A 20,426-nucleotide genomic window follows, 5' to 3' on the forward strand; every position below is an offset into this window, starting at 1 on the left:
ATGAAACTGACTGATCCCGATCTTTTCCGCCAGGCCGCGCTGATCGATGGCGAGTGGATTGTGCGCGATGACATGCAGGTGACCAACCCCGCCACCGGTGCGGTTATGGGCACCATGCCCGACACGACCGCCGAGGAGACCGAGCGTGCCATTCTGGCGGCTGAGACGGCGATGAAGGACTGGCGCGCGCGAACCCATGCCGCGCGGGCCGACCTCTTGATGCGGTGGCACGATCTGGTGTTGGAACATACCGAGGATCTGGCGCGTATCCTGACCGCTGAACAGGGCAAGCCGCTGGCCGAGTCCCGTGGCGAGGTGGCCTATGGCGCGTCTTTCATCCGCTGGTTCGCGGAGGAAGCGCGGCGGATCGACGGGTCGATTATACCTGCGCCGGTGCCCGGCAAGAAGATCCTGGCGATGAAGGAACCGGTGGGTGTCTGCGCGATCATCACGCCCTGGAATTTCCCCATCGCGATGATCACCCGCAAGGTGGCGCCCGGTCTGGCCGTGGGATGCACCATGGTGGTCAAACCGTCTGACTTCACGCCATATTCCGCGCTTGCGGTGGCGGTCCTCGCCGAGCGCGCCGGTATTCCCAAGGGTGTGCTGAACGTCCTCACGGGGCGGCCGGAAGAGATCGGCCGGACGCTGACTGCCTCGCCCGTAGTGCGCAAGCTGTCCTTTACCGGCTCAACCCGGGTGGGCGCGCTTCTGGCCGAACAATGCGCGCCGACGCTCAAGAAGCTGTCACTGGAGCTGGGCGGGAACGCCCCGTTCATCATTTTCGACGATGCCGATCTCGATGCGGCGGTCGAGGGCGCAATGCTCTCGAAGTTTCGCAACGGCGGGCAGACCTGTGTCTGCGCGAACCGCATACTCGTGCAGGCAGGTATACATGATGCGTTCGTTGCGGCACTGTCCAAGCGTGTGGACGCCCTCAACGTTGGACCGGGCGATGCCGACGGCACCGACGTGGGGCCGATGATCAACGAGGCCGCAATCGGCAAGATCACTACCCATGTCGAGGATGCCCTGTCCAAGGGTGCGCGACGCAGCACCGCCGTGCGCGAGCTGGAAACGCAATACGCCGATCCGATGGTCCTGACCGGCGCCACGACGGACATGCAGCTTGCCAGCGAAGAAACTTTCGGACCCGTCGCGCCGATCTTCCGCTTTGACACCGAGGACGAGGCGATCGCATCTGCCAACGGCACGCCCTTTGGGCTTGCGGCCTATTTCTACACGCGCGACTTGGCGCGTGCGTTCCGCGTGGGCGAGGCGCTGGAATTCGGTATCGTGGCGCTGAACACCGGGGTAGTCAGCCATGCCGAAAGCCCATTCGGCGGCGTCAAGGCATCGGGGCTCGGCCGCGAAGGGGCGCGTGAAGGGGTCGAAGAATATCTCGAGATCAAGGCGTTTCACGTGGGCGGACTTGCCGGTTCCTGACCGGAACTCAGGCGGAGGGCGTGGATCGCTCGCCGCGCGATCGCCTGTTAAAGCCCTACGGTGTGGAGCATTTCGTAGCAGAACGTCATCGAGCGTACCGCGATGGCGCGCATCGGATAGAAAGGTATCTTCGGGATACCTTCACGGGCATTCAGGCCTAGGTCGTGCGGCTGGCCATCGAAGGTCAGCGAGACCTGGCCGGACCAGCGATAGGCAATGGGTATGTCTGCCAGATCGGGAAAAATCTTGTTCATAGCATGCTCAAGCCAGCGGAACGCGGCAGGGGAATCGACGGCCCCCAGCGTGCCGCGACCGCCGAACACCACGCGCCCGTCGACCTTGCGGAACCAGCGCATGATGCGCTGGAACGGCATTGCCGACTTGACGGCAATGCCCTGTGACGGTCCCCAAGGGTGATTTTCTCAGGCGGTCATTTCAAGCGCATAATCGTGCCACAGGTCGAAGGCATCGAACCTTGCGTAGCGGTATGAGACGGTGGAGGGGCGGTAGCGTCGGGGTCTGAACATGGTGTTGATTTGATCGGGACGACGACTTCGTCTAGATGCCATCTGCCTGCAGCGGTGGGACGGTCACGCTTTATGCAATCGGCGAAATGCCGGCCAAATAGGTTCACCCATTTGCACACAGTTTCCCGGCTGACGGTTACACCTCGTTCAGCTAACAGGTCCTCGACGTCCGCCGTGCTAGGCGCGGCATCTCAGCTGGTATTCTCATGATAAAGCGCTAGACGTATCAAGATACGGCAGCAAGTTGGCAATGCCCGCGCGACTGCTACGAGGGATCTAAAAGAACTTGTCGAGATTGGAGCCCTGACGCGCACAGGCGAACGCCGATACACGCGTTACTGGCTGAATCTTGAAGACATCGGCGGGTAGTGCATCGTCGGCAGATCCGGCGGTAAGCGGTCTTTCTCTGCGCGACCAACCTATGGCGTGATTGCGGAATTTCCGGACCTTCGGATTCACCAAGCAGGCCTTGATTTTAAGACAGTGGTGATCGTCAGCTTAGCGTGTTCGTAGAGAATTTCTTTAAAAGAGGAACGTGGAAAATCAGACCCGAAGAGGCGATTGCCAGCCTCAAGAATGATTAATCGCACAAAAGTTAAGATCGCGAGTGCGGAAATATCTGCCTGGACTTTAAGTAAGACCTGAACAGGTAAAAGAAATTGGGCCTTTCCGGCGAATACTGAAACAGAAAGCTTTACAAGAAGCGCGGCACGATCTTGTTGTTCTCTGCAAAAGCCACGCTTGGTATCGGCCAGCCAATTCGTCTGGCCGATACCGCGATTTTCTGCGTCAACGTTGGCCGGTGGCGCCATGAACGTTCATGGCACCCAAGACCTGTGACCTGCTGCTGGCAGTTCTACTCAGGCCGCCGGCAAGGCGATCGCCTTGGCTGCGTCACCGTCGCGCGCACCGTAGTGGACCAACACCCGGGCTGCGTGTTCCGCACCGAGCTTGCCAGCCTCTTGAACCGGCAAGCCGCGGGCCAATGCCGACAGGAAACCGCTGGCATAGGCATCCCCGGCGCCGGTGCTGTCTACGACGCGAGGCACGTCAGCCGCCGGGATGTGGTGGCGACCGTCGGCATCGGCGACAATGGAGCCCTTGTCGTGCTCGGTCACTGCAGCGACCGAGACCCGCGTCATTGCCCAGCCAAGTGCCGCGTCCGCGCCGTCGCACCCCGCCAGCGCGGCCACCTCGGCCTGATTGCCGACAAGGATGTCGACATGGCGCGAGACGAAGTTGCGCATGACGTCTATGTTGCGCTCGACGCAGCCAGCATCCGACGGTGTCAGCGCCACCTTCGCCCCGGCGGCCTGCGCCGCTACGGCCAAGCGTTCGATCACCGCCGCGCCATGCGGGGCGTCCCATATATAGCCTTCGATAAACAGGATATCGAACTCTTCGGGCAAGGCCGCGAGCGCCTCCGGGGGCATCAGCGTGGTCGCCGCTCCCAGGTAGGTGCTCATGGTGCGCTCGCCGTCCGGCGTGACCAGCACGACGCAGCGGCCCGTGCCGTGATCGTCGTTCTGTGCCACGGCAACCGGTGCCGCCAGCCCCATGCCCGACATTTCCTCGCAGAAGGCATCGCCGAGATCATCATTGGCCACCTTGCCCAGGTAGGTGCCCCGGACAGGCGTGTCGGCCAGATGCGCGATGGAGTTGGCCACCGATCCGCCGGACTGGCGGATACCGGGGCCGACATCCTCGAAAAGGGCGTGGGCCGCGTCGGCATCCACCAGGTGCATGCCTCCCGGGGTCAGCCCGTGCCGCGTGACGACATCGGGCTCGACCGCGGCGACGACATCGACCAGCGCGTTGCCCAAACCCACGATATGCGGTGTTCGTTCGGTCATGTCTCGCTCCTCAATAACGGTAGTGTTCCGGCTTGTACGGCCCCTCGGGCTGCACGCCGATATAGGCCGCCTGTTCAGGGTCAAGCGGGGTCAATTTCACGCCGATCCGGTCAAGGTGCAGCCGGGCCACCTTTTCATCCAGGTGCTTGGGCAGGATATAAACCTCGTTCTTGTACTGCTCACCGCGCTGCCACAGCTCGATCTGCGCCAGAACCTGGTTGGTAAAGCTGGCCGACATCACGAAGGACGGGTGCCCGGTGGCGTTACCAAGGTTCAAAAGGCGCCCCTCCGACAACAGGATGATCCGGTTGCCCGAGGGCAGTTCGATCATGTCGACCTGTTCCTTGATGTTGGTCCACTTGTGGTTCTTCAGGCTGGCCACCTGAATTTCATTGTCGAAGTGGCCGATATTGCCGACGATCGCCATATCCTTCATCTCGCGCATATGCTCGATGCGGATCACGTCCTTGTTGCCGGTGGTGGTCACGAAGATGTCGGCGGTGCTGACCACGTCTTCCAGGGTCGTCACCTCAAAGCCATCCATGGCCGCTTGAAGCGCACAGATCGGATCGACTTCCGTGACCAAGACCCGGGCGCCTGCACCCTTGAGCGAGGCGGCCGAGCCTTTGCCCACGTCGCCATAGCCCATGACCACGGCAACCTTGCCGGCCATCATGGTATCGGTGGCGCGGCGGATGCCATCGACAAGGCTTTCCTTGCAGCCGTACTTGTTGTCGAACTTCGACTTGGTGACGCTGTCATTCACGTTGATCGCGGGGAACGGCAGTTGCCCTTCCTGCATCATCTTGTAAAGGCGATGCACGCCGGTCGTCGTTTCCTCGCTGACGCCCTTGATCATGTCGCGCTGCTTGGTGAACCAGCCGGGGCTTTCGGCCATGCGCTTCTTGATCTGCGCGAACAGGCACTCCTCCTCCTCAGAGGTCGGCGTCTCGATCAGCCCGGTTTCACCGGCCTCGACCCGTGCGCCGATCAGGATATAGAGCGTGGCGTCGCCGCCATCGTCCAGGATCATGTTGGCGCCGCCGTCTTCGAACTGGAAAATGCGGTCGCAATAATCCCAGTATTCTTCCAGCGTCTCGCCCTTGACCGCGAAGACCGGCGTGCCGCCCTCGGCGATCACGGCCGCGGCGTGGTCCTGGGTGGAAAAGATGTTGCACGAGGCCCAGCGGACCTCCGCGCCCAGCGCCACCAGCGTTTCGATCAGGCAGGCGGTCTGGATCGTCATGTGCAACGACCCCGCGATGCGCGCGCCCTTGAGCGGCTTGTCTTGCCCGTATTCCTCGCGCAGGGCCATAAGGCCCGGCATCTCGGTCTCGGCGATGTCCAGCTCCTTGCGGCCGAAACCGGCAAGAGCGATGTCACGGATCGCGCTGTCCGCGGGACTGACACTCTCTGGCTTGTTCATGTCGCGTTTCCTTTCTTGGTTCTGGTGTTTCGGATCATTCTGCTGCGGCGGATACGCCGAAGGTGCGGGCCAGTTCATTGGCCAGATCCGTGCGTTCCCAGCTGAATCCGCCCTCATCGTCCGGGACGCGCCCGAAGTGGCCATAAGCGGCGGTGCGGGCATAGACCGGCTTCAACAGGCCCAGGTGCTCGCGGATGCCGCGCGGGGTTAGGCGCACCATTTCGCGCAGGGTGCTGGCCAGCTTGGATTCGTCGACCCGGCCCGTGCCCAGCGTGTCGACATAGATGGCGACCGGCTCGGGCACGCCAATGGCATAGGCCAACTGGATCTGGCACTTGTCGGCCAGTCCGGCAGCGACGACGTTCTTGGCCATGTAGCGCGAGATATAGGCCGCCGAGCGGTCCACCTTGGTCGGGTCCTTGCCGGAAAACGCGCCACCGCCATGCGGGGCCGCGCCACCATAAGTATCGACGATGATCTTGCGGCCGGTAAGGCCCGCGTCACCGTCCGGGCCGCCAATGACGAAATTGCCGGTCGGGTTGACGATGATCTTGTCCTGCGACGGCAGGGCCCAGCCCTCTTCCTTGAAGCAGTCAGTGATGTAGGGCTCGACCAGCGCGCGCACGTCGTCCTGGCTCAGTCCTTCGGCATGCTGGGTCGAGACGACCACTGTGTCGAGGCCGACCGGTTTGCCGTTCTGGTATTTCAGCGTGACCTGGCTCTTGGCGTCGGGGCCGAATTTCGGCTGCTTTCCCGATTTGCGGTCCTCGGCCATCGTGCGCAGGATATTGTGCGCGAACTGGATCGGGGCCGGCATCAGCTCTTCGGTCTCGTTGCAGGCATAGCCGAACATGATGCCCTGATCGCCGGCACCTTCCTCGCCTTTTTCGCCCTCGTCGACACCCATGGCGATATCCGCCGATTGCGCGTGCAGGCGGCAGATGATCTCGGCATCCTTCCAGGAAAAGCCTTGCTGCTCATAGCCGATATCGCGGATCGCGTCGCGGGCGATCTGCTCGACATCCTTCAGCACGCTCTCCGGCCCGCGCACCTCGCCAGCGATGGTGACGTGGTCGGTGGTGGCCAGTGTCTCGCAGGCCACGCGCGATTGCGGGTCAGCGGCGAGATAGGCATCCAGTACCGCGTCCGAAATCCGGTCGCAGACCTTGTCGGGGTGCCCCTCGGACACCGATTCACTGGTGAATAGCCATGACTTGTCGCTCATAATTGGTCCTTTCTCCACTGTCGTGGGGTTGGGTCGCTTTTGGCAAAAATCGAATTTTTGCGGGGGTCAGGCGATCTTTCGATCGGCCGATGACTTGTCGGGTGTGTAAGACAGGCTGGGTTGCAGCCACGCCTCCACCTCGGCAATCTTCATACCCTTGCGCTCGGCATAGTCGGCCACCTGGTCGGGGCCGATCCGGCCAATGCCGAAATAGGCCGAGTCAGGATGGGCAAAATAGAGGCCCGACACCGCCGAGGCGGGCCACATCGCGCAGCTTTCGGTCAGTGTGACACCGGTATGCTCGGGCGCATCCAGAAGGTCGAACAACGTGCGCTTCTCGGTGTGGTCGGGGTTGGCCGGATAGCCCGGGGCAGGACGGATGCCGCGATACTGCTCGCGGATCAGAGCCTCGTTATCCTGTGTCTCGTCCGCGGCATAGCCCCAAAGGTTGCGCCGCACACGGGCGTGCAATGCCTCGGCGAAGGCCTCGGCGATCCGATCGCCCAGCGCCTGCATCATGATGGCGTCATAATCGTTGCCTTCGGCCTTCAGACGGTCGGCGATGTCGTGCACCTCTCGCCCGGCGGTGACAGTAAAGCCGCCAACCCAGTCCTCAGTGCCTTCGGGCGCCACGAAATCGGCAAGGCACATCTGCGGCTTGCCGTTCGACTTGCTGCGCTGCTGGCGCAGTTGCGGCATGCGGGCGGCTGCGTTCTTGCGGGTCTCGTCCGCCCAGACGACGATATCGTCGCCCTGCGCATTGGCGGGCCAGAGGCCAACCACGCCGCGCGGACTGAACCAGTCCTCTTTCTCGATCCGGTCCAGCATTTTCTGCGCGTTGTCGTAAAGCTCGCGCGCCGCCGGTCCCTTGTCGGGATCGTCGAGGATGCCGGGAAACTTGCCCTTCATCTCCCAGGTGTTGAAAAACGGCGTCCAGTCGATGAACTCCCGCAGCTTGGCGATGTCCATGTCGTCGATCACCGTCAGGCCCGGCGTCTGCGGCGCGGGCGGCGTGTAGCTGTCCCAGCCGCCGTCGAACTTCGATTTGCGCGCCTCGGTCAGCGCGGCGGTGGGGCGCTCGCCCGTGCTCTTCATCCCGTCGCGCAGCTTGTCCTGCTCGGTGGCGACATCGGCCAGAAAGTCCGGCCGCGCGGTCTTGGACAGCAGCCGCGACACCACGCCGACAGCCTTGGACGCGTCATCGACATGGATCACGCCATGCTCATACTCCGGCGCGATCTTCAGCGCGGTATGCTTTTTCGAGGTGGTCGCCCCACCAATCAGTAGCGGCAGGTCGAAATCCTGCCGTTTCATCTCGGCGGCCACGTCGACCATCCGGTCAAGCGACGGGGTGATCAGACCGGACAGCCCGATGATGTCGGCTTTCTCCTTTTTCGCCGCCTCGAGAATGTCCTCGGCCGGGACCATCACGCCAAGGTCGACCACGTCATAGTTGTTGCACTGCAGCACGACGCCAACGATGTTCTTGCCGATATCGTGCACGTCGCCCTTCACGGTGGCCATGATGATCTTGCCCTTCGCCGAGGTGTCGCCCGAGAGGCGCTTTTCCTCTTCCATGTAGGGCAGCAGATGCGCCACGGCGGCCTTCATCACGCGGGCGGATTTCACCACCTGCGGCAGGAACATCTTGCCGTCGCCAAAGAGGTCGCCGACGACGTTCATGCCATCCATCAGCGGCCCCTCGATCACGTCGAGCGGCTTTTCCGCGCGCTGGCGGCACTCCTCGGTATCGTCGATCACGTAGTCGGTGATGCCATGCACCAGCGCATGTTCAAGCCGCTTTTCGACTTCCTGCTCGCGCCATTTCGGGTCTTCCTTCTTCGACGCCTCGCCCGAGCCCTTGTACTTGTCGGCGATATCCAACAGCCGCTCTGTCGCGTCGTCGCGCCGGTTCAGAAGCACATCCTCGACATGCTCGCGCAGCTCGTCGGGGATGTCGTCATAGACGGTGATCTGCCCGGCATTGACGATCCCCATGTTCATACCCAGCGGGATCGCGTGGTACAGGAAGGCCGAGTGCATCGCCTCGCGCACGGCGTTATTGCCGCGGAAGCTGAACGACACGTTCGAGAGGCCCCCCGAGACATGGCAATGCGGCATCGCCTCCTTGATCATGCGCGTCGCTTCGAAAAAGGCGTTGGCATAGTCGTTGTGTTCCTCGATCCCCGTCGCCACGGCAAAGATGTTGGGATCGAAGATGATGTCCCACGGCTCGAACCCGGCCTTTTCCACCAGCAGGTCATGCGAACGCTTGCAGATCTCGAACTTGTGCTGCGCGGTTTCGGCCTGGCCGTTCTCGTCGAAGGCCATGACCACCACGGCGGCGCCATAGCGGCGCACGGTGCGGGCCTGCTCCAGAAACGCCTCCTCGCCCTCTTTCAGCGAGATGGAGTTGACCACGGCGCGCCCCTGCACGCATTTCAGGCCCGCTTCGATCACCTCGAATTTCGAGCTGTCGATCATCACCGGCACGCGGCTGATATCGGGCTCCGAGGCGATGAGGTTGAGGAAGGTCTTCATCGCCTCTTCCGAGTCGAGCAGCCCCTCGTCCATGTTCACGTCGATGATCTGGGCGCCGTTTTCGACCTGCTGGCGCGCCACGTCGAGCGCGGTGGCATAGTCGCCGTCCATGATCAGCTTCTTGAACTTGGCGGACCCGGTGACGTTGGTCCGCTCGCCGATATTGATAAAGTTGGAAACGCCTGTGCTCATGCCGCGTCCTCCTTCGCGTCCGTGCCCTGGGCTTCGAACATCTCCAGACCGCTCAGGCGCATCCGGCGCACCTTCTCGCGGATTTTCCGGGGCGACTTGCCTTCGACCGCCTCCGCGATGGCGCGGATATGTTCGGGCGTGGTGCCGCAGCAGCCGCCGACGATGTTGACCAGCCCGGACTGGGCCCACTCGGCGAGGTGCTCGGCGGTTTCCTCGGGCGTTTCGTCGTAGCCGCCCATCTCGTTCGGCAGGCCGGCGTTGGGATAGGCGCTGATGCGGGTGTCGGCGACATCGGACAGGGTGCGCACATGCTTGCGCATTTCCTCGGCGCCCAGCGCGCAGTTGAGACCGATGGAAAACGGCCGCGCGTGGCTCATCGAGACCCAGAACGCCTCGGGCGTCTGGCCGGTCAGGGTGCGCCCCGAACGGTCGGTGATGGTGCCGGAAATCATCAGCGGCGGAACGGTCAGCCCCTCGTCCGACAGGCTGTCGATGGCGAAAAGCGCGGCCTTGGCATTCAGCGTGTCAAAGATCGTCTCGATCAGCAGCAGGTCAGCGCCCGCCTCGATCAGCGCGCGCGCCGCCTCGCCGTAGGCGCGGGCCAGATCGTCGAACGTCACCGCCCTGAAGCCGGGGTCGTTCACGTCCGGGCTGATGCTGGCGGTCTGGTTGGTCGGGCCGATGCCCCCCGCAACCCAGCGCGGCCGGTCGGGCGTGGCGACCGCATCGGCGGCCTCCCGCGCAAGGCGGACGGATTCGGTGTTCATCTCGACCACCAGGTCCGTCATGTCGTAATCGGCTTGGCTGATAGTGTTGGCGCCGAAGGTGTTGGTGCACAGGATGTCGGCGCCCGCATGCAGGAAATCCTCGTGGATCTTGCGGATCATGTCGGGCTGGGTCAGGGTCAGCAGCTCGTTGTTGCCGCCCACGTCGCTGGGATGATCCTTGAACCGCTCGCCGCGGTAGGCGGCCTCGTCTGGCTTTTCCTGCTGGATCATCGTGCCCATCGCCCCGTCCAGCACCAGAATGCGGTCGGCGTTGGCTGCGGCTATGTCGTGTGTCTTGGTCATGCGTTCTTCAATCCTTCAAGCGGCGTTCTCGGCCACAATACTGGGGGTCAGCCCCAATGTCCTGCAAACAGCCAGCGTCACTTTCGGCTGGTTGAGCGTATAGAAGTGAAAGTCGGTGATCCCGGCCTCCATCAGGCGGCGGCATTGCTCGGCGGCAACGCCCGTCGCGACCATCGCGCGGGTTTCGGGCGCCTCGTCCAGCCCGTCGAACATCTGGCCCATCCAGTCGGGCACCGAGGCGCCACAGCCCGCGGAAAACCGCTTCAGCCCCTCGAAATTGGCGACCGGCATTATCCCGGCCACGATCGGCGCGTCGATGCCCGCAGCCCGCGCGCGATCGACGAACCGCAGCACGGTGTCGGTGTCGAAGGCATATTGCGTGATCGCCCGCGCCGCGCCGTTGTCGATCTTGCGCTTGAGGTGGTCCATGTCGGCGGCAGCATCGCGGGCCTCCGGGTGCACCTCTGGATAGGCCGCGACCGAAATGTCGAAATCGCCCTTGCGCCGTAGCGCCGCGACCAGTTCCGCCGCATCGTTATATCCATCCTCGGGCAGGCTTTGGCCCTCTGGCAGATCACCGCGCAGCGCGACGATCTTGTGGATGCCGTTTTCCCAGAACCCTTCGGCCTGCCGGTCGATCTCGACCCGGCTGGCGCCGACGCAGGTGAAGTGATGCGCCACGGGAAGGCCGGTTTGGCCGGCGACCTGATCGACCACGCGCGCCGTGGTGTCACGGGTCGTGCCCCCGGCGCCGTAGGTGACCGAGAAATACTCCGGGTCGGCCGCACGCAGTTGCGCCACGGTATCGCGCAGTCGGGTCACACCGGCCTCCGTCTTGGGCGGAAAAAGCTCGAACGAAATTGACGGCGTATCGGACGTACCTGTCATGTGCGTGTCTCCATCTCGGTGATCGGGAGGGAAAAGGCGGGGGCGCGCCACGGCACCCCCGTCGCGGGGTTCAGTGTTTTACGGGCTTGCGGAAATGCTGGATGCCCCAGGCGAGGTGGCCGTCATCCGCGGCCTTCACCCAGTTCTGCAGGCCAACCGCCATCTTGTCGAGATACTCGGCCGAGCAGCCCTTTTCGCGCAGCTCGTCGTAATGCGCCAGAAGCTCTTCGCGGACCCGGGCATAGTGCGTCCGCAGGTCGCTGACCGCATCTTCCTGCTGTACCGTCTCGAAGCCAAGCGCCTCGGCCGTCTGGCGGTAGAAGCCGGGCGAGCCCAGGCTGTTGAGTTGCAGCCGGTCATAGACGGGCTGCAGCACGCCTTCGGGCACGTCATCGGCCTGCATCGGGTCGGTGAATATCAGGTGACCGCCCGGTTTCAGCACGCGGAACGCCTCGGCGAAGACCTGATCGCGCTGATCGGAATGCAGGAAGGCATCCTGGCTCCAGACCACGTCGACACTCTCGTCGGCCTCTGGCACGTCCTCGAACACGCCGTGGCGGATGCTGATCTTGTCGGCCAGCCGTGCAGCCCGGACCTTGCCAAGGTTATACTCGTTCTGGGTTTCGGAAATGTTCAGACACACAGCCTCGCAGCCGGTCTTCTTCACGACGGTGCGCATCGCCCCGCCATAGCCCGCACCAAGGTCCAGAACCCGCGATCCGGCTTTCAGGCCGGGCAGCGCGTCGATCATGCTTTCGATCGTCAGGTCGCTGGCTTCGCGGATGTTCTTGGTGGTCGTATAGCGCCCGATATGCAGGTCCTCGCCGCCCCAGATGGTGGAATAGAACGTGTCGGCGTCGTCGCTGTCATAATAGGTTTCCGCGACATCGCGGATATCCTGCTGGCCATCGGCCCCGTTGCCGCCCCAGCGGGCCACGTGCTCGGCCGATTTCTCGGCGACGTGAATGAAGAAGTCGGGATCTTCCTCGGCATAGGTATCCTGAAAGTCGCCATAGGTGCGCACGCGCTCGAACCCGGCCTCGCGGAACAGGCGGCGCATGTAATCCTTGCGGATCGGGGCCATGTTCAGCGTGTAGGACGCCCCGTCGGGGAAGCTGTAGCGCATCCGGCAAAGCCCGTCGTCGATATGGTCCGGCTCGGCGGTGACATCGTCGCCGCAATAATAGAACTTGTGCTTGCTCGAAAAGCCGTGGTCGAGCATGGCGTCATAGTTCCGCTGGTCGAGGATCAGCACGCCGTCATGCTTGAGCGCGGCATAGAACTCGGCCAGGGCGCGGCGACGGTCCTGCTCTTCATGCAGGTGGGTGAACGAATTGCCAAGGCAGATGATCGCATCGTACTTGCCGTGAATGTCCCGGTTCAGCCAACGCCAGTCCGCCTGAGCCGTCTTGAGGATCAGGCCGCGGCTCTGGCCGTTCTCGAAGGCCTTGGCGACCATTGCCGCGTTACCGTCGGCCGCGGTCACGTCAAAGCCCGCCTCGGTCAGGCGCACCGAGTGAAAGCCGGTGCCGCAGGCCACGTCCAGCACGCGTTCCTTGCCGCGCGCCTTCAGGATGTCGATGAAAAACTGCCCTTCGCTCTGGGCGCGGCCGCTCCAGTCGATCAGCTCGTCCCATTTGTCAACGAAGCTGGTGACGTATTCCTTGCGATAATGCCCCGTCTCGCGGTCTGCCAACGGATCCTTGCTGTAAGCCTGCTGGGTCATGGTCAGTTCGGCGTTGCCGGCGACATCGCTGGTCATGTCTCTCTCCGTTATCTGATGACGGCAGCCCGCACTTGTCCGTAACCGGGCATCCGGATTCCGCGGCGCGGAATACAGAGGCGGTGCCGTCAGGGTTGTCGTTGTTCAGTCCGCACGTCGTTGCGTGGGCAGATCCCTGTGATCAATGGCGGTCGGGTCGTTTTGCGCCTCACCGCCCGGCCGGAGAATTTCGTCTATAGAAGTTTTCGCCGACCGTTAATATCCCATTGCGTAACTTTTCAACTGAAGAATATTCAACCTTTGTGTGCGAAATTTTCATGAAATCACGCAACCCGTCACCCAAAGGCCTGTAAAAGCACAATAAATTTCGCGCTTAAATATTCACCGTCACAGCCCATATGCAGGAAACACGGAGAATCATGCGAAATGCCGCTTTCAAATACGCTTAGTTAAGCTAACTTTCGCCAAGGTGCTGGGCGATGCCGGATGCGACTTTTCTTTCAATCACCTGATGCGAGATTGTAACCCCAGCAGTAGAACTGCTTTGCGCGATCATGCTCAAAGCGCGAATATCGATGAAGGTCGCAGCTGTACCCTTACCAGACGTTTACCTCAAATTGCATCGAGGGCCGCAATGGGCAATTCGCGATGGTTCGATAGGCGCGGCGGACACCAGACAATCGTCTGCGTGGCGTATCAAAGCCTGCTGTGCAGACTTTCCTGCCGTTCACCACGCTTTCTCGGTCTTCGCCGCCACTAAGAGCGCAACTGAAAGAAAGGTGGCAAGCGATCATTTGACGCAGCTGCGGGCTGATCCAGCTTGGGTGCTGGGAGCGGACATTGAGATCGTGTCAGCATCAGAGGAATTCACGGCAGCGCCGTGTGACCGCTACAAACCCGTGATGAACATTCCTCGCGTCACGAGGCATCATGCAACATCGCGGACGCGGCTGGGAAGCGTTCAGATGCTGCATTGTCCATCAACAGAAATCGTCACTTGAAATCAGCAGTGTTCGGCACTCGGTCCCGATATCGTGCATTACAGCGCCGGAGTGACCCGGTATAAACGTGATCCCGGCATCCATGCGAAGATCAAGGCCAACAGCATGTGAGGTGCCCGGCGCAATCGTGACCGGGCGTCCGGCAAACTGCCCCGTGATCATGCGGTGCACATGCCCGCAGGCGATCTGCACCGCGCCGTCGTGGTCACGCAACAGGGCTTTGAATCGAGGATTGGGGGTGAGGCCGATGGTGTCCATTCCGGATATGCCCGTCTCAACGGGCGGATGATGCATGAAGATCAGTACGGGACGGTGCCGCAGATCGCGCAGCGTCGCGCTTAGCCAATCCAGCGTCGCGTCGGTCAGAGCCCCGTGGGCTGACCCTTCAACCAGCGTATCAAGGCCAAGGATGGTGACATCCTCCAGATCCTCGCGCCAGTTGATCGGCCCATCATCGGGCATCCAGTCGTCCTGAGCCGCGAAGGTGCGCATCGCCTCGCGGCTATCATGATTGCCGGGGATGGCGCGCCATGGCAGCGGCGCATCGGCCATGATGTGGCAAAGGTGGTCATAGGCGCCTTTGCATCCCGTCTCCGTCAGGTCGCCCGAAATCACCAGCCGCTCCACCGGGCCGATGACGGGCAACAGGCCCGTCAGCCCGGCCAGCATTTGTCGCAGCGCCGCAGCGGTGTCGATGGTGCCGTTAAGAAGCTGCCCCTCGGGCATGATGTGCAGATCGGAGATTTGCAGGATGCGGGTCATGGTGTCCTCATTTTACGCCGGCAGTCAGGAAGGCCTGCACGAATTGCCGTTGGAATATCAGGAAGCTGATCAAAAGCGGTGCGATCACGATGATCGTCGCCGCCGAGATGACCGAGATATCGACGCCGTTCTCGGGCGCGCCGAAAAGCGACAGGCCCACGGTGAGCGGCCGGGTGGAGGGCGAGTTGGTCACGATCAGCGGCCAGAGGAAATTGTTCCAGTGCGTCGCCACCGAGACAAGGGCATAGGCCAGATAGGTGGGCCGCGCGGCGGGTACATAGACCCGCCACAGAACGCCCAATGTGCCGCAACCTTCGACGCGGGCAGCGTCGTCAAGATCCTTGGGGACGGATTTGAACGCCTGCCGCATCAGGAAGATGCCAAAGGCAGACGCCATGTAGGGCGCGCCGACACCCATGATGCTGTCAAGCAATCCCAAGGAGGCCGCGACCCGGTAATTTTCAACGATCAACACCTCGGGCAGGATGAAAAGCTGCATCAGCACGAGGATGAACAGCGCATCGCGCCCGCGAAATTCGGTCTGGGCAAAGGCAAATCCGGCCAGTGTGCACAGCAGGAACTGCCCCGCAAGGATCAGCGAGACCAGCATGAAGGTGTTGAGGAAATACCCAAGCCACGGCGTGCCGGTCCAGGCGGTGCGGAAATTCTCAAGCGTCAGGGGCGCGGTCAGCCGGAAATTCACCGCGTCGCTGACATCGTGAAACGCCGCCCAGAACGCGAACAGCAGCGGCGAGATCCACAGGAGGGCCAGCAGGATCGCGGCAGCGGGTTCGATGTAGCGGATCATCGGTAATGCACCCGCCGGTCAAGGACGAGGAACTGGAAGGCCGCCAGTGCCCCCATCAGGGCCAGCACCAGCACGGTCATTGCCGCGGCGGAGGGTCTGTCGAAATAGGCAAAGGCGTTTTCCCAGATGTAGTAGAGGATCAGCTTGGAACTGTCCGACGGCCCGCCCTTGGTCAGGATGAACAGGTGGTCGATCAGCTTGACTGAATTGATCATCGCATTGACGAGGATGAAGAGCGTGGTCGGCATCAGGAGCGGCAGCACGATCCGGCGGGTATAGGTCCAGCGGCTTGCCCCCTCGATCTCGGCAGCTTCTTTCAGGTCGGGCGGGATGGTTTGCAGCGCGGCGAGGTAGAAGATCATGAAGAACCCGGCCTCTTTCCAGATCGTCACTACACAGATCGCCCAAAGCGAGGTTTCGGGCTCACCCAACCAGTTGACCGATTCCGTACCGAAGAGCGCGCCGATTTGATTGAGGATGCCGAAACTGGGTGTGTAGAAAAACAGCCACAGGTTCGCCGCCGCGATCATCGGCAGCACGGTCGGGGTGAAATAAGCGGTGCGGATAAAACTGCGCGCTGGCAGTTTCGAGTTGGCCCAGAGCGCCATGATCAGCGCCAGCGCCATGGAGACCGGGATAGTGACAAGCGCATAGAGGAGGTTGTTGCCGGCCACCTGCCAGAAGGTCGGGTCGTCAAACAGGTAGCTGTAGTTTTCCAGCCCCACGAATTCCGCAGGATTGCGCCGAGTGCCGCGCGACCAGAGCGAGGTCACCATAGTGGCCAGCGACGGGTAAAAGGCAAACACCGTCAGCATTATGAGCGCGGGCGACAACAATAGCCAACCGTGAAGGGCGCGGCGGCGGCGTTCCAATGTGAAGGAGTCGGTCATGCGGGTCTCCGTGGCCGGGCCGGTTGAAACAACCGGCCCGGAACAGGGTCATGGCAGGCGCTTACTTGTAGGCACGCAGTTGACGCTCGGCGGCGGCCTGCGCCTCGGCCAGTGCGTCAGCCGGGCTCTTGTCGCCGGTCAGCGCCGATTGGATCGCGGCATTCAGGCCGTCACGCACGCGCGCTGTCTCGAAGGTCGAGAATTCGGCAACCGCGTGCTCAAGCTGATCACGCGCCACGAGGGCAGGCGGGAATTCAGCCGTGTAGGCCTTGAGCGCGTCGGTCTCATAAGCGGCGGGCGAGACACCCATGTAGCCCGTCTCGATAGACCACTTCGCTGCTTGCTCGGGCGCGGTCATGAACTTGATGAGTTCAAGCGCGGCCTGCTTCTCCTCTTCGGTGGAGTCCTTGAATAGGTAGAAATTGCCGCCCCCGGTGGGCGAGCCCAACCGTTCCTTGCCGGGCAGCATGGCAACGCCGAAATCGAACTCGGCATTGTTCTTGACCGCCGTCAGATTGCCAGTGGAATGCCACATCATCGCGGTCTCACCCTCAAGGAAGGCTTGGCGCAGGGTGCCCCACTCCACGGTGCCCTCGGGCATGATGCCATGCTCGGTGGACAGCGACTTCCAGTATTCAAGCGCCTCGACGGTGTCCGGATCGTCGAAATAGGTGGTCAGCCCGTCATTCGACATCAACTCCTGCCCGTTCTGGATCGCCAGGGCCTGGAACATCCAGTAGGGATAGCCGGTCGAGGGGATCATCAGGCCGTGATGGTCGTCATTGGTCAGGGCTTTGCCCATCTCCACCAACTCGCCCCAGGTGGTCGGCGCGGTTTCCGGGTCAAGGCCCGCCTCGCGGAACATATCCTTGTTGTAATAGGCCACGATGGTCGACCGCTGGAACGGCACGCCCCATGTTTGCCCCTCGATTTTGCCGTTGGCCAAAAGCGCGGGGTAGAAGTTGTTCAGCCATTCCTTCTCCGCCTCGGTCTCGATGACGTCCTCAAAAGGCACGATCAGGTCTTGCTCGATCAGGTCATAGGCGTCGATGGAAAACATCACGGCAAGCTGCGCCGGTTCACCGGACTCGAGCGCCGCAAGCGATTTGATGCGCGTGTCGTCATAGTTGCCGGCGTAAATCGCGTTGACGGTGATGTCGGGGTTTTGCGCCTCGAAGTCGGCGACGATCCCATCGACCACTTCGGTCAGCGCACCACCGACGGCGATTGGGTAATACATGGTCAATTCAGTCTCGGCCGCGGCCGGATTGACGAGCGCGGTGGAGGCCGCCAATATGGCGGACACAGCAGTGATACGTGTCATTTCGAAAGGTCCTCTTTGGCTGTTTGGGTTGAAGTGCGGGCCCTATGGCCATCCTCGGGCGCGGGATTTTGGCGAATGCGCGCCTTTGGATTCTGCTGCGGCTCCTTTTCCAGGCTTCCGGTGACGGAGTCGAAAAGGAGCCGGTTTTCCGATGGAATGACGACACCGACCGTCTGGCCGGGTTCAAACTTGGCCGGGCCTGGCAGGATCGCTGCAAGCCCCTCCGCCGCCGGATGCCTGAGAGCAAGCCGGGTTTCGCCGCCGAGATACTCGAAATCGTCGATCCGCGCGTCGAGATTGCCTTGGCCAGCGGCCACAAGCGAAACGGCTTCGGGACGCAGACCAATGATCCATTTGCCGTCGTGCCCAAGTGCGGCGGCGTCGATTAGCGACATGGGCGGATCGCCGATGAACTGCGCAGCAAAGGTGGTGGCCGGGCGCGCGTAAAGCTCGGCGGGCGTTCCAACCTGTTCAATGCGGCCCTCCCGCATCAGCACGACTTTGTCCGAAAGGCTCATCGCCTCACCTTGGTCATGGGTCACGTAAACCACCGTCAGCGCCAGCTTGCGCGCCAGCGTCCGGATATCCCGGCGCACCGAGTGGCGCAGCTTTGCATCGAGGTTCGACAGCGGCTCGTCCATCAGGCAAAGCGGCCGCTCGGCCACTGCCGCGCGGGCAAGCGCCACGCGCTGCCTTTGACCGCCAGAAAGTTCGGAGGGTTTGCGCCGCTCCAGACCTTCCAGCCCTGTCATGGCAAGCACCTCTGACAAGCGTCGCGCACGCTCCGCGCGTGCGATGCGCCGGACTTTCAATCCGAAAATCACGTTCTCGGCCACGCTGAGATGCGGAAACAGCGCGTAGGACTGGAACACCATCGACAGGTTGCGTTGCGCGGCGGGCAGGGCCGTCACGTCGCGGCCGTCAATCGTGATACGTCCAGATTGCGGCTGCTCCAGCCCCGCAATCAGGCGCAACATCGTGGATTTACCGCAGCCCGAGGGGCCGAGGATCGATAGAAAAGCACCCTGCTGCAGCTCAAGGCTGATATCGCAGACCCCGCCTTGTCCGCCCCATTGCCGCGTGAGACCTTCAAGCGTCAGAAAACTCATTTGCCCTCTCCCACGATGATCAACCGGTCGCCGAGCGACTCCAGCATGGCGGCGAACGGCGCGCCGGGCTTGGCCTCGGTCACGACATGATCGGCCTCATCAAGATGACCGCCGACCGCAGGGGCGCGGCGACCAAATTTGGAACTGTCCGCGACGAAGATGGACTGCCGGGCGTTCTCCTGCGCCTGGCCGCGGATGCGCACCTCGGGTTCGTGGAAATCCAGCAGTGAGCCGTCGTTGTCGATCCCGGCGGCACCGTAAATGGCGAAATCCGCGCGGTAGGCTCCGAAGAGATCCTGTGCCAATGGCCCCAAAACATCCCGATCAGGCAGGCGCAATTCCCCGCCGGGGATCACAATCCGCGCGCCGGGCGCTTCGGACAAGGCCATCGCCGCGTTCAGGTTGTTGGTGATGACAGTCAAACCTTCACGCTCGGCCAGTGCGGCGGCGACCACGGCCGGGGTCGTGCCAATGGAGAAAAACAGCGTGGCCCCATCCGGGATCAGCCCCGCAACATGGGCCGCGATCCTCTGCTTGGCCGCCACATTCAGCGAGGTGCGCGCCGAATAGGGCAGGTTCGAACTGCCTTCGATGAATTCGGCCCCGCCGTGCAGGCGCCGCAGTTTTCCCTGCGCACACAGCGCGTTAATATCGCGGCGGACGGTGTGGGCCGAGACGCGCAGAGCCTCTGCAAGTTCGTCCACCATGACGCGCCCACGCGACTGTGCCGTTTCGAGAATCGCCGATTGCCTGTTCATTCGATGCCCCCTGCGTGCTCTTATGAGCATAGAATGTGACGGCTGAATGAAATCAGTGCTCATAAAAGCACTGCTTGTCTCATTTTAATAGGAAACTGCATGCATCCTTCGATGCGGTGTTGGCAAAGCGTGATTCCCGAAGATAGCGCACCGCTTTCCTGAAACGCGAATTGCGCCAGCCCCATAAAAAACCGCAATGATGCTCGGCTCAAACTGTGCATTCATTGATTTGCCAGGTTGGCTTGCGCGGCGAAAGTCCTGTGTGGATGGCTCCTGCATTGCAAGCGTTTTTTGTGATTGCGACGGTCTGTCAGTACAGTCGTGTGTTCGGCTTGTTTGCGTGGCGGTTGCCACTGGCCCTGATGAGTTCCGCAAGCAAGGTTTCTATCGGCTAAACGACCTCTGAAGGCCGCGACATTCGCCGGAGTGTCCTTGCTTTTGGTTGACTTCGTTTCGCATCATCACATCAAGCGTCTTACATCTCCGGGCAGGATCAAGCGATCGACTGCCGGTATTCCTCTCGTTTCGCCAGAAGTGCCCAAATGATTCGGGCGGATTTGTTGGCCATGGCAACGGTCGCGAGCCGGAATGGCTTCTCGGCCAGCATCTTGGCGGTCCAAGTGTCGGCTTTCTCTGGCTTGTTCTTTGCCATCAGCGCCCGTGATGTCATTCCGACGATCAACAGCTTTCTGATACACCAGTCACCCTTCTGGGTAATCCGTCCAAGACGTTCCTTGCCGCCACTGGACTTATTCAGGGGTGTCAGCCCCAGCCATGCCGATCTCGCAGTTTTCAAACTGCCCATTGCGAATGGTGCGGAAGGATCCAATGCCGGTGAGAGCAGCATTGACCGGGCGTCCCGCCTCAGGGTTGTCCCGGGCCT

General features: G+C 62.0%; 17 protein-coding genes and 2 pseudogenes. 2 read left to right on the plus strand and 17 right to left on the minus strand.

Annotation, left to right across the window (positions count from 1 at the left end; all coding sequences use genetic code 11):
- The gene (locus tag RBB32_RS07990; protein WP_306152177.1) at positions 1 to 1,446 is read left to right on the plus strand and encodes an NAD-dependent succinate-semialdehyde dehydrogenase; all 1,446 of its coding nucleotides are present in this window, start codon (positions 1 to 3) and stop codon (positions 1,444 to 1,446) included.
- Between the two features lie 47 nt (positions 1,447 to 1,493).
- On the opposite strand, the gene RBB32_RS07995 is transcribed toward RBB32_RS07990, so the two are convergent.
- Positions 1,494 to 1,820: a hypothetical protein gene (locus RBB32_RS07995; RefSeq protein WP_306152178.1), complete on the minus strand. Its 327-nt coding sequence runs from the start codon at positions 1,818 to 1,820 to the stop codon at positions 1,494 to 1,496.
- 48 nt (positions 1,821 to 1,868) lie between these two features.
- Positions 1,869 to 2,158 (minus strand): annotated as a pseudogene (locus RBB32_RS08000) (hypothetical protein); the annotation flags it as partial.
- A gap of 61 nt (positions 2,159 to 2,219) precedes the next feature.
- Here RBB32_RS08000 and RBB32_RS08005 point away from each other — a divergent pair.
- Positions 2,220 to 2,342, plus strand: a pseudogene (locus RBB32_RS08005) (DUF4172 domain-containing protein); the annotation flags it as partial.
- An 86-nt stretch (positions 2,343 to 2,428) separates the two neighbouring features.
- Here RBB32_RS08005 and RBB32_RS08010 read toward each other — a convergent pair.
- The 15 genes from RBB32_RS08010 to RBB32_RS08075 all read right to left on the minus strand — a co-directional run bounded on the left by RBB32_RS08010 (position 2,429) and on the right by RBB32_RS08075 (position 20,390).
- Positions 2,429 to 2,785, minus strand: coding sequence for a hypothetical protein (locus RBB32_RS08010; protein ID WP_306152179.1), 357 nt, complete (start codon positions 2,783 to 2,785; stop codon positions 2,429 to 2,431).
- A 48-nt stretch (positions 2,786 to 2,833) separates the two neighbouring features.
- Positions 2,834 to 3,826: an adenosine kinase gene (locus RBB32_RS08015; RefSeq protein ID WP_306152180.1), complete on the minus strand. Its 993-nt coding sequence runs from the start codon at positions 3,824 to 3,826 to the stop codon at positions 2,834 to 2,836.
- Positions 3,827 to 3,836: 10 nt separating this feature from the next.
- Positions 3,837 to 5,252, minus strand: coding sequence for an adenosylhomocysteinase (ahcY, locus tag RBB32_RS08020; RefSeq protein WP_306152181.1), 1,416 nt, complete (start codon positions 5,250 to 5,252; stop codon positions 3,837 to 3,839).
- Positions 5,253 to 5,286: 34 nt separating this feature from the next.
- A complete protein-coding gene (metK, locus tag RBB32_RS08025) occupies positions 5,287 to 6,477 on the minus strand; it encodes a methionine adenosyltransferase (RefSeq protein ID WP_306152182.1) in 1,191 nt (396 codons plus the stop codon).
- 66 nt (positions 6,478 to 6,543) lie between these two features.
- A complete protein-coding gene (metH, locus tag RBB32_RS08030; RefSeq protein ID WP_371931034.1) occupies positions 6,544 to 9,210 on the minus strand; it encodes a methionine synthase in 2,667 nt (888 codons plus the stop codon).
- Complete coding sequence (locus RBB32_RS21340; protein ID WP_371931035.1) at positions 9,207 to 10,280, minus strand: homocysteine S-methyltransferase family protein; 1,074 nt, start codon at positions 10,278 to 10,280, stop codon at positions 9,207 to 9,209. Before RBB32_RS21340 ends, metH begins: the two co-directional genes overlap by 4 nt.
- Before the next feature lie 15 nt (positions 10,281 to 10,295).
- A complete protein-coding gene (gene metF, locus RBB32_RS08035; protein ID WP_306152183.1) occupies positions 10,296 to 11,168 on the minus strand; it encodes a methylenetetrahydrofolate reductase [NAD(P)H] in 873 nt (290 codons plus the stop codon).
- Between the two features lie 70 nt (positions 11,169 to 11,238).
- A complete protein-coding gene (locus RBB32_RS08040) occupies positions 11,239 to 12,930 on the minus strand; it encodes a methyltransferase domain-containing protein (RefSeq protein ID WP_306152184.1) in 1,692 nt (563 codons plus the stop codon).
- 941 nt (positions 12,931 to 13,871) lie between these two features.
- Positions 13,872 to 14,654 (minus strand): phosphodiesterase, encoded by a 783-nt coding sequence (locus tag RBB32_RS08045; RefSeq protein WP_306152185.1) that lies wholly within the window; start codon positions 14,652 to 14,654, stop codon positions 13,872 to 13,874.
- 7 nt (positions 14,655 to 14,661) lie between these two features.
- Positions 14,662 to 15,462: a carbohydrate ABC transporter permease gene (locus RBB32_RS08050; protein ID WP_306152186.1), complete on the minus strand. Its 801-nt coding sequence runs from the start codon at positions 15,460 to 15,462 to the stop codon at positions 14,662 to 14,664.
- Positions 15,459 to 16,352, minus strand: coding sequence for a carbohydrate ABC transporter permease (locus RBB32_RS08055; protein WP_306152187.1), 894 nt, complete (start codon positions 16,350 to 16,352; stop codon positions 15,459 to 15,461). The genes RBB32_RS08050 and RBB32_RS08055 overlap by 4 nt, the downstream gene beginning before the upstream one ends.
- Positions 16,353 to 16,413: 61 nt before the next feature.
- Positions 16,414 to 17,676 (minus strand): ABC transporter substrate-binding protein, encoded by a 1,263-nt coding sequence (locus tag RBB32_RS08060; RefSeq protein ID WP_306152188.1) that lies wholly within the window; start codon positions 17,674 to 17,676, stop codon positions 16,414 to 16,416.
- The gene (locus RBB32_RS08065) at positions 17,673 to 18,785 is read right to left on the minus strand and encodes an ABC transporter ATP-binding protein (RefSeq protein WP_306152189.1); all 1,113 of its coding nucleotides are present in this window, start codon (positions 18,783 to 18,785) and stop codon (positions 17,673 to 17,675) included. Before RBB32_RS08065 ends, RBB32_RS08060 begins: the two co-directional genes overlap by 4 nt.
- Entirely contained in the window at positions 18,782 to 19,543 is a 762-nt protein-coding gene (locus RBB32_RS08070; RefSeq protein WP_306152190.1) for a DeoR/GlpR family DNA-binding transcription regulator, read from the minus strand. Before RBB32_RS08070 ends, RBB32_RS08065 begins: the two co-directional genes overlap by 4 nt.
- A 493-nt stretch (positions 19,544 to 20,036) precedes the next feature.
- A complete protein-coding gene (locus tag RBB32_RS08075; RefSeq protein WP_371931036.1) occupies positions 20,037 to 20,390 on the minus strand; it encodes a transposase in 354 nt (117 codons plus the stop codon).
- Positions 20,391 to 20,426: the final 36 nt, after the last annotated feature.

Source organism: Roseovarius sp. MMSF_3281, assembly GCF_030733685.1.
Lineage (GTDB): Bacteria > Pseudomonadota > Alphaproteobacteria > Rhodobacterales > Rhodobacteraceae > Roseovarius.